Below are 8,986 nucleotides of genomic sequence, written 5' to 3' on the forward strand. Positions count from 1 at the left end.
CCACCGCCCTTCGGGCGGTCCCCCTCCCCCGCGTCGCGAGGGAGGATCGCGGCCATGATCCCGCCCCGCTTCCATCCGCTCACCATCCGGGACGTTCGACGCGAGACGCCGGATGCGGTGTCGATCGCCTTCGACATCCCGGCGGAGCTCGCGGCGGATTACGCCTATGAGCCCGGCCAGTACCTGACCTTGCGCACGAGGCTCGACGGCGAGGAGGTCCGGCGGTCCTATTCGATCTGCTCGGGCCCGGACGAGGGCGAGCTGCGGATCGGCGTGAAGCGGGTCGAGAGCGGGGTCTTCTCCAGCTTCGCCAACGAGGCGCTGCAGACCGGGCACGTCATCGACGTGATGACGCCGACCGGCCGCTTCGGCCAGATCGGGCCGGCGAGCGAGGGACGGACCTATGCGGGTTTCGCGGCCGGGTCCGGCATCACGCCGATCCTGTCGATCGTCAGGGGCGTGCTGGCGCGCGAGCCCGGGAGCCGCTTCTTCCTGTTCTACGGCAACCGGTCGATGGCCGACATGCTGTTCCGGACGGCCCTCGAGGAGCTGAAGGACCGCTATCTCGGCCGCTTCTCGGTCTTCCATGTCCTCAGCCAGGAGGAGCAGGACATCCCGGTCCTCAATGGCAGGCTCGATGCGGACAAGACCAGGCTCCTGCTGACCCGCATCGTGCCGGCCAGCGCGGTGGACCACGTCTTCATCTGCGGCCCGCTCGGGATGAGCGAGGCGGTCGAGGCGGCCTGCGGGGAGCTGGGATTGCCGCCCGAGCGCATCCATGTCGAGCGCTTCGTCTCCGAGTTCGGCGGCAAGGCGCGGCCGAAGCCGCCCGCCCCCGCGGAGGACGCGCCGTCCCGGACGGCCTCCCTGATCGTGGACGGCAAGCGCCGGGAAGTGCCCGTCCATGACGGCGAGGCGATACTTGACGCGGCGCTCCGGGCCGGGATGGACCTGCCCTATGCCTGCAAGGGCGGCATGTGCTCCACCTGCCGGGCGAAGGTCGTCGAGGGCGAGGTGGCGATGGACTTCAACTATTCGCTCGAGCCCTGGGAGCTGGAAGCCGGCTTCGTGCTGACCTGCCAATCGCACCCGAAGACGGACCGGGTGGTGATCGACTACGATCAGATGTGAGCCTTCCGGGGTCATGGCCGGGCTTGTCCCGGCCACCCCGATCAGGAAGCGCTAGCCCGAGAACGATCGGGGGTCGCCGGGACAAGCCCGGCGATGACAAGGGGAGGAAACACGATGGCGCTGGGACAACCGGCCCTGAACCTGGTGGGCGAAGCGGAACTCGACCCGGCGGAGCGGATGAGCCGGGACGAGTTGCAGGCCCTGCAGCAGGAGCGTCTGCGCTCCACGCTTCTGCGCGCCTACGAGAACGTGCCGCATTACCGCGCGAGCTTCGACCGGGCGGGCGTGCATCCGTCCGACTTCGCCTCGCTCTCGGACCTGGCGAAGTTCCCGTTCCTGGTGAAGACGGATCTTCGCGACAACTACCCCTTCGGCCTCTTCGCCGTCCCGCGCGAAAAACTGCTCCGGCTGCATGCCTCCTCGGGCACGACCGGCAAGCCGATCGTCGTCGGCTATACGCGGGGCGACCTCGACGTCTGGGCGGAGGTGATGGCGCGATCGCTCCGGCTTGCCGGCGCCCGGCCGGGCGAGCTCATCCACAACGCCTATGGCTACGGGCTCTTCACCGGCGGGCTCGGGATCCACCAGGGGGCGGAGAAGCTCGGCCTCACGGTCGTGCCGATCTCGGGCGGCATGACGGAGCGGCAGGTCCAGCTGATCACGGATTTCCGGCCGGACGTGATCACGGTGACGCCGAGCTACATCCTGGCGATCCTGGACGAATTCCGCCGCCAGAACGTCGATCCGCGCGACTGCTCGCTGAAGGTCGGCATCTTCGGGGCGGAGCCCTGGACGAATGCGATGCGGGCCGAGATCGAGGACGCGTTCGGGATGGACGCGGTCGACATCTACGGGCTGTCGGAGGTGATCGGGCCGGGGGTCAGCCAGGAGAGCGTGGAGACGAAGGACGGCCTCCATGTCTGGGAAGACCATTTCTACCCGGAGATCATCGATCCCGCGACCGGGGAGGTCCTGCCCGACGGCGAGCTCGGCGAACTCGTCTTCACCTCGCTCACGAAGGAGGCGTTCCCGATCATCCGCTACCGGACGCGCGACCTGACGCAGCTCCTGCCAGGGACGGCGCGCGCCTCGATGCGGCGGATGGAGAAGGTCACCGGCCGCTCGGACGACATGATCATCCTGCGCGGCGTGAACGTGTTCCCGACGCAGATCGAGGAGGCGCTGCTCGCCTGCGAATGGTGCGGCGGGCATTTCCTGATCGAGCTGACGCGACAGGGCCGGATGGACGAGATGACGATCCTCGCCGAGGCCCGGCACAATTCCTGGGACCCCGCGTCGCTCGACTATCACGCGGAGAAGCTCGCCACCCAGATCAAGGGCACGATCGGCATCACGGCGCGGGTTTCGATCCAGCCGCCGGGTACGCTCGAACGCTCCATGGGCAAGGCGAAGCGGGTTGTCGACAAGCGCCCGCGCGCCTGAAAAGGCGCCGGGCGGCCGAAACCGCCCGGCGACCCGATCACATATTCTGCTGCTGGCGGCGCATCATGCGCTGATACTCGCGCCGCTCGCGCGGGGTCATGCGGCGCTGGGCGTTGGGATCCATCGCCTCGGCGCCGGCCACCATTCCGCTTCCGGCCCCGACGACAGCGCCCTCGACGGCACCCACGGCTCCGCCGATGGCCATGCCCGGGACCATGAAGGGATTCGGCGGCATGGATTCAGGCCGCACGCCTCCCCCGGGCGGGCAAGGGACGAACTGGCCGTTCATCACGCACGACTGGTTGCTCATCGGCGCGCCCTGGTAGCCCATCGGGCCTCCCGGGTAGCCCGACTGAGCCCAAGCCGGGGCCGCCGCCGCGAGCGACAGCGCCGCAGTCGCAAAGAAAAGTCTCTTCATCCGCTGCCTCCGTAGAAGGTTACCTTCGGCAAGTCGGCGCGGCGGAGATAGTTCCGTCCCGAAAACGGGCGCAGAATCAGAGACTACTCGACCCAGCTGCCGCCGACGGTTCGCGAATGGCCGCGGAACTCGGCAATCACCTCGTCGGCCACGGAGACCTGAACATCGTAGATCCCGGACCGGCCGGTCCGGGATACTTCATGCGCGGCGGCGACAAGTCTGTCGCCAAGCTTGCCCGGGCGAATGAAGGTGATCGCGCAATGCTGCGCAACGGCCCTGTCGCCATGGCTGTTGCACGCGAAGGCGAAAGCGGAATCGGCAAGGCTGAAGATAAAGCCGCCATGCGCCGTGTCGTGGCCGTTCGTCATGGCGGCCGTGATCTCCATCGTCATCAGGGCATAGCCCGGCCCGATGTCGAGCAGGTGCATGCCGAGCCCGGCGCTCGCCGGATCCTTGGCCCACATGGCGTCGGCCGATGCGCGCGCGATCGCGTCGAGATCCGGCCCGTTCTCCACTTCGTCCTCGCTCATGCCTTGCGCCCCGTGAACCGGGCCGGACGCTTCTCCACGAAGGCGGCGACGCCCTCTGCGTGGTCCGGCAGCTTGCTGGCCTGCTTCTGCAGTTCGGCCTCCAGGTCGAGCTGCGCCTCGAGCGTATTGTCGGCGGACGCCTCGAGCGCCCGCTTGATCAGGCCGAGCGCAGCCGTCGGCTGCGTCGCGAGATGCGCGACGAGCTTCTCGGCCTCGTCCATGAGGGCCTCGTCCTCGACCGCGCGCCAGATCATGCCCCAGCTCTCGGCCTGCTCGGCCGAGACCGCATCGCCCGTCAGAGCCAGGGCGCGGGCGCGCGCCTCGCCGACCAGCCGCGGCAGGAACCAGGTCCCGCCGGAATCCGGCACCAGCGCGATTTTCGCGAAGGCCTGGATGAACCTCGCCCGTTTGGCGGCGAGGACGATGTCGCACGCGAAGGCCACATTCGCTCCCGCGCCTGCCGCGACGCCGTTGACCGCGCACACGATCGGCTTTGGCAGCGAGCGGATTTTCCGGACCAGCGGGTTGTAGAAATCCGTCAGGAGATTGCCGACGCCGGCCGCATCGCTCGACACGGCCTCGAGGTCCTGGCCCGCGCAGAAGCCGCGCCCTGCCCCGGTCAGCAGCACCGCCCGGCAGGTCTCGTCCGCTGCCGCCTCGTCGAGGGCGGAGGCGAGCGCCCGGTGGAGCTCGACCGTGAAGGAATTCAGCTTCTCGGGCCGGTTCAGGGTGAGCTTGCGCCAGCCCTCCCGCGTTTCGACCAAAACAGGCGTTTCCACCGTCTCCTCCCAGGCAATCTCTGGCGCCCGGGGTAACCGTGTTCCGCCCCTGCAACAAGCCGTCCGGCAGCGCGGCAGCGGGCCGCTAGAAAGCGTAGCGCATTCCCGCGTACACGCTGCGCCCCTCCCCCGGATAGAAGATGGCGGTCGAAACGAGGCGGGCGTCGGTGATCGCGCCGAAATCGCTGATGTAGCGCTCGTTCGTCAGGTTGCGCGCATCGACGAAGATCGTCACGCCATTCGGCAGGTTCGTGCCGGTCCGTATGCCGAAGAGCGCATAGCCCGGCGTGCGCAGGGTGTTGGCGAAGTCGGCGAAGGCTCCCTGCGGCACCCAATCCACCGAGGGGGTGAAGAAGAACCCGTCCGGCCGCGTGTAGGACAGGGTCGTGCGGAGGACGTGCTCGGGCACCACGGCCAGGCGGTTGTTCCCGTAGACGCGGTCGCCGACAAAACGGAAGTCGTTCCAGGTCCAAACCTGCGCGAGCGTGATCGTGTCACTCGCGCCCGGTCCCGAGACGTCGCGGACGAGCTCGACCGCGCCGCCGAACTCGATCCCCTGATGCAATGCCCGGTCGGCGTTGAAGGTTGCGGCCGGGATGCCGAGGGCAGCGTTGGTGCTGTAGTTGATCAGCTCGTCTCGAACCGCCGACCGGTAGAAGGTCAGGTCCCAGCGGAACCGATCCCACGACCCACGGGTGCCGACCTCGCCCGTCCAGGCGCGCTGCTGCTGCAGCGGCACGAAGGTCAGGCCGTTCAGGTTCGATTGCGCAAGATCGGAGAAGTCCGGAACGTCGCGCGACTTCGTTAGGTCCGCGAAGACCTGGACGGTCGGGGCCGGCTGCCAGAGCACCCCGACTTTCGGGCTGAAACCGTCATACGTGCGGCCTGCGGTCCGGACGGGGGACGTAAACAGGTTCTCGAAATCGCGCTCGTCGCGGAAGAGCTTTGCCCCCGCCATCAGGGCGAGTTCCGGCGTGATCCAGAACTTGTTGTCGATGAAGGCCTGATAATTGTTCGCGATCTGGCGGGCATTCGCGGTCTGCGCGCCGCGGTTGCCGCTGATGTTCACGAATTGCAGCGCCGAGTTCGTGCCGCCGAAATAGCGGGCGCCCACGGTGAGGTCGTTGCGATACCCGCCGAGATCGAAGGTGCCGCTCCAATGCGGCGCGATCCCGTAGGTCCATCCGTCCTGGTCGATCACCTGGAAGATCGGGTGGTAGAGGCTCTTGTGGAGCAGCCAGGTATCGAGATCGAGCTTGCCGATATCGAGCTCGAAGGTAGTTCGGTTCGCGAGCCTTTGGGTCGAGACGTCCCGCGCCTGGTTGCCGGTGATGGCCGCGAGACTGGCGCGGGTCGGAAAGTTCAGCGCGTCCGTGAGGCTCAGCGTTCCGGGCAGCTTCTGCCGCGTCTCGTAGATGCCGAGATAGAACCGCGTCTCGACGCCCGGCGCGAGCCGGTAGCCGAGATTGGCGTTGATCTGCGTGTAGTCCTGGTTCTGGTGCTGGCGGAACCCGTCCTGGTGGGATTGCGTGACGTTCAGGAGCGCGTCGGCATCCCCCGATATGCCGGAGAGCTGGGCATTGGCCCGGAAGGCCCCGAAGGAGCCGCCTTCAATCCGCACGAAGGCCGGCGCCAGCGCCGTAAAGGCCGTCGGGGTGACGAAGTTGACGGCCCCGCCGAGCGTCGACGAGCCGAAGAGAAGCGCGTTGCCGCCCTTGTAGATTTCGGCCGAGCGCAGCGCGAGCGGGTCGATCTGGTAGTAGTCCCCCGAGCCGTCGGCAAAGTTGAACGGGATCCCGTCCTGCAGGATCTCGACCCCCCGGGCATGGAAGCCGCGAGCGAGGCCCGAGCCGCGGATCGAGAAGCGGACCTCCTGGCCGTAGCGGGTCTGCGCGTAGACGCCCGGCGTGTCCTTCACCACGTCCGTGATGTTGTTGGTGTAGCGATTCTCGAAGCTCCGCGCGTCGATGAACTCGACCGAGCCGACGATCGACTCGAGCTGGGTGCGCTGCGCTTCGACGCTCGGAACCGTGAGCGAACCGCTCGGCACCCCGGCGCCCCCAACGGTGATCTCGGGCAGGGCCGTCTCGCCCTGGGCGAAGACGGGCGCGGGGGAAAGCACGCATGACAGGGCGGCCGCGCAGAGCGCGCCGCGGGACAATTCAGGCAACATGGAAACCTCGTCTGACGGATCGGCGGAAAGCGATGCGGTCAGACGAGCGGGGGACCCCGGGGCTGGTGCGCGCGGTCGGGCGGCCCGGTGGTGAGGAGGTCGGATTCAGGGCGCCAGACCAGAACCCGCGCCGTCGGGAGGGGCCAGCCGGCATCCGCCGCAACTTCGGGCGGCGGCACGAAGGAGGCCTGCTGGACGGGCAGGCAGCATTGATGACCTTGATGAGGCCCCGGCTTGCCGTCCGGCGATGCCGGCCCATGCTCGGTGCAGAGAATGCCGTCGGGACCGAGGGCCAGCGACGGCGTCGCGAAACCCAGGAAGGCCTGCAGCAGCAGAACATAGAGCGCGATCGCGCCGATGATGGCGCGCCCGGTCCGCCCCTTGCACCCGCTGCGCATCCTCAACTCTTAGGTGCCCGCGCTCGGGCGGGTCAACGGCGAGGCCGGCGCATGCTCCGCCCATCCGATCGAATTTTAGCGAATGCACGCCAGGATTGTTGAAAGACCTCGGGCATTCTCTGGGCGGTCTGATCGGTTTTGGGGCCTCGCATGCGCGTTGCATTGGTTCTTGTCGGGATCGGCTTTGCCTGTTCGGTTGTCGGCGACGCCGAAGCGCGCGCCCGCGGCGGCGGCGCCTTCAAGGGCGGACGCGGCTCGTACTCGGCTCCCCAGGCCAAGACTCCTCAAGCCAAGACTCCCCAGGCCAGGTCGGGCCCGAGCGTAGGTGTGGGCGTCGGCGTCGTGGTTCCGGTCGGCACGAACCGACCCACCCGGGGAGCCACGCGGCCGCAGGGGCCATATCTGCTTCCGCTCCCGCCCCGCCCCGCCGAGGATGCCGACGCGCCGAAGATCTACTCGGCATCGGCCGATGCAGCCTCGACGAGCACCGAGCCGAGGCGGCCCTGGTGCCACGACGGCGAAGTGGTCGGCCGGGGAGCCGGCTTCTGCGAGGTCACGCTCGCGGCGGAGCGGCGCGGCGCGCCCGCGCTGCTCGCCTTCGGCAACTGACCGCGCTTCGCGGACGCCACCTACGCGGCGAGCGAGACGAGCCGTGAACCAAACGCGGCCAGCTTCGATTTATGAGGGGTCCGCGCTTCAGGGCGACACGCCGGCAAATCGGAAAGGCTCCGCCTCCCGATAATGTCGTGTCGCATCCCCAGCGAATACATTCGCTTCATCGACACCCAGGTCGAGCTTCATCACTTTCCCGGTTTCCTTCGAGAAGTCGATCTGATTGAGATCGGTCCAGAACGTGTTCGGCGACATCGCCGACTCGAAGAAGTAGAGCCGGCGCTTGTGATCGTAGACGGAGCGCCAGCGGGTGGATGCGATTTCCGGCTGGTCAGGCGTCGCAACGCCGAGAGGCACGGAGATATTGCGGATAATGCCGTAGACGCTGGCCAATAGCCGGTCGGGATCGCCGTCCTTCGGGATCGCTTTCACGTAGAAGGCCGCGCGCGCGAAGCGGTCGGATGCGCGGCTGGTGCCGGGCATCATCACCGTCCCCCCGATCTGGGACCAGTAGGACGCGAGCGCGAGCTGCTGATTGTAGGTGGGCGAGTTCGTCATCACCTGGTACTGGCGGCCGTGGTGGATGACCTGCTTCCCATCGATATACTCGATGATCGCGCTGTCACCGCTCGAGTCCGACAAGGACAGGTGCACGGTAGTCTTGAAATCCGCCCCGGGTATCGTGGTCGTGACGAGCGTGAACGGCTGCTTCTCGAATGCAGCAACCGCTTCGGAAACGGTCGCGAAGTTATCGAGCGCGTATTGCGTCCAGACCGAGACGGCCAGCCCTGGAGGACTGCTGGCATTGAAGACCGGGTACTGCGACTCCTCGAGCCAAAGTATATTCGCCGAGAGGCCCCGCTCGTTCACGCCGTCCGACGTCGAGTTGTTGAATGCGGTCGCAACCAAGGATCCGTACTTCGCCGTCCACCGGAGCGAGTTCGGCCCCACCTCGCCGTTGCGTGCCATCCCGCGGGGCAGGATGTAGAGATCGGTGTCGATGCGCTGTGCCCAATCCATCGATCGTGCGGTGAAGATCTTGCCGTCATCTCCGAGAAAGACGAAGCGGGAGCACGCGGATGCGGGCTGGACGCTTGCCTGGAGGGCAGCGCAGAGCGCCACGAGCGAGACGGCGATCCTGTTTGGCACGGCCTGGAGCATGGGAGTGTCCTTCGCCTCGACCTGCGACGACCCATTTTCCCATAGAGAAACGCTCTAGCATTCCGGAGGCATTCGAAAGCCCGGTCCGGAAATCGCAGCAAGGCGATCCTTGCAATGGGCGGAAGGTCCGGCGCTTTCCATTTTGGACTGGCCGGTTCCCGACCAGCCCGGCCTCGCACATGCTGTTCAACACACCGTCACAACGGCTGTTCCCCTTGCCGACCGTCTGTGCCGCCGCGGTGTGACATGTGACGAATACTCCTCCGTTTGCATTCTGACGCAGCGGCGGGGCGGAGAGGTTCAGGGCGTTGATCTCGGTGGTGTGCCGATCGCGCGAGTGG

Annotated in this window: 9 protein-coding genes; 3 read left to right on the forward strand and 6 right to left on the reverse strand. The window is 67.3% G+C overall.

Annotated elements, in window-relative coordinates:
* Positions 1-54: 54 nt before the first annotated feature.
* Both paaE and paaK read left to right on the forward strand, forming a co-directional pair.
* Positions 55-1,131, forward strand: coding sequence for a 1,2-phenylacetyl-CoA epoxidase subunit PaaE (paaE, locus tag ACO2SS_RS28435; protein ID WP_423281238.1), 1,077 nt, complete (start codon positions 55-57; stop codon positions 1,129-1,131).
* Positions 1,132-1,245: 114 nt separating this feature from the next.
* The gene (gene paaK / locus ACO2SS_RS28440; RefSeq protein ID WP_423281239.1) at positions 1,246-2,574 is read left to right on the forward strand and encodes a phenylacetate--CoA ligase PaaK; all 1,329 of its coding nucleotides are present in this window, start codon (positions 1,246-1,248) and stop codon (positions 2,572-2,574) included.
* A gap of 37 nt (positions 2,575-2,611) precedes the next feature.
* Here the strand turns inward: paaK and ACO2SS_RS28445 are convergent, their stop codons facing one another.
* The 5 genes from ACO2SS_RS28445 to ACO2SS_RS28465 all read right to left on the reverse strand — a co-directional run bounded on the left by ACO2SS_RS28445 (position 2,612) and on the right by ACO2SS_RS28465 (position 6,872).
* Entirely contained in the window at positions 2,612-2,992 is a 381-nt protein-coding gene (locus ACO2SS_RS28445) for a hypothetical protein (protein WP_423281240.1), read from the reverse strand.
* A gap of 83 nt (positions 2,993-3,075) precedes the next feature.
* Positions 3,076-3,522 carry a hydroxyphenylacetyl-CoA thioesterase PaaI gene (gene paaI, locus ACO2SS_RS28450; RefSeq protein WP_423281241.1) on the reverse strand — a complete coding sequence of 149 codons (447 nt, stop codon included), beginning with the start codon at positions 3,520-3,522 and terminating at the stop codon, positions 3,076-3,078.
* Positions 3,519-4,301: a 2-(1,2-epoxy-1,2-dihydrophenyl)acetyl-CoA isomerase PaaG gene (gene paaG, locus ACO2SS_RS28455; protein WP_423281242.1), complete on the reverse strand. Its 783-nt coding sequence runs from the start codon at positions 4,299-4,301 to the stop codon at positions 3,519-3,521. The genes paaI and paaG overlap by 4 nt, the downstream gene beginning before the upstream one ends.
* 85 nt (positions 4,302-4,386) lie before the next feature.
* Entirely contained in the window at positions 4,387-6,474 is a 2,088-nt protein-coding gene (locus ACO2SS_RS28460) for a TonB-dependent receptor family protein (protein WP_423281243.1), read from the reverse strand.
* A 38-nt stretch (positions 6,475-6,512) separates the two neighbouring features.
* Positions 6,513-6,872, reverse strand: coding sequence for a hypothetical protein (locus tag ACO2SS_RS28465; protein WP_423281244.1), 360 nt, complete (start codon positions 6,870-6,872; stop codon positions 6,513-6,515).
* A 150-nt stretch (positions 6,873-7,022) separates the two neighbouring features.
* On the opposite strand from ACO2SS_RS28465, the gene ACO2SS_RS28470 reads away from it, so the two are divergent.
* Positions 7,023-7,481: a hypothetical protein gene (locus ACO2SS_RS28470; RefSeq protein ID WP_423281245.1), complete on the forward strand. Its 459-nt coding sequence runs from the start codon at positions 7,023-7,025 to the stop codon at positions 7,479-7,481.
* Between the two features lie 87 nt (positions 7,482-7,568).
* Here the strand turns inward: ACO2SS_RS28470 and ACO2SS_RS28475 are convergent, their stop codons facing one another.
* The gene (locus tag ACO2SS_RS28475; protein ID WP_423281246.1) at positions 7,569-8,645 is read right to left on the reverse strand and encodes a linear amide C-N hydrolase; all 1,077 of its coding nucleotides are present in this window, start codon (positions 8,643-8,645) and stop codon (positions 7,569-7,571) included.
* Between the last annotated feature and the right edge of the window lie 341 nt (positions 8,646-8,986).

Source organism: Enterovirga sp. CN4-39 (assembly GCF_049446235.1).
Classification (GTDB): Bacteria; Pseudomonadota; Alphaproteobacteria; order Rhizobiales; family Beijerinckiaceae; genus Enterovirga.

What these genes read in the sequence shown, in the direction of transcription:
- ACO2SS_RS28460 (WP_423281243.1), bottom strand. Translation starts at nt 6,474, where the DNA reads ATGTTGCCTGAATTGTCCCGCGGCGCGCTCTGCGCGGCCGCCCTGTCA.
- ACO2SS_RS28475 (WP_423281246.1), bottom strand. Translation starts at nt 8,645, where the DNA reads ATGCTCCAGGCCGTGCCAAACAGGATCGCCGTCTCGCTCGTGGCGCTC.
- ACO2SS_RS28445 (WP_423281240.1), bottom strand. Translation starts at nt 2,992, where the DNA reads ATGAAGAGACTTTTCTTTGCGACTGCGGCGCTGTCGCTCGCGGCGGCG.
- paaI (WP_423281241.1), bottom strand. Translation starts at nt 3,522, where the DNA reads ATGAGCGAGGACGAAGTGGAGAACGGGCCGGATCTCGACGCGATCGCG.
- paaK (WP_423281239.1), top strand. Translation starts at nt 1,246, where the DNA reads ATGGCGCTGGGACAACCGGCCCTGAACCTGGTGGGCGAAGCGGAACTC.
- paaE (WP_423281238.1), top strand. Translation starts at nt 55, where the DNA reads ATGATCCCGCCCCGCTTCCATCCGCTCACCATCCGGGACGTTCGACGC.
- ACO2SS_RS28465 (WP_423281244.1), bottom strand. Translation starts at nt 6,872, where the DNA reads ATGCGCAGCGGGTGCAAGGGGCGGACCGGGCGCGCCATCATCGGCGCG.
- ACO2SS_RS28470 (WP_423281245.1), top strand. Translation starts at nt 7,023, where the DNA reads ATGCGCGTTGCATTGGTTCTTGTCGGGATCGGCTTTGCCTGTTCGGTT.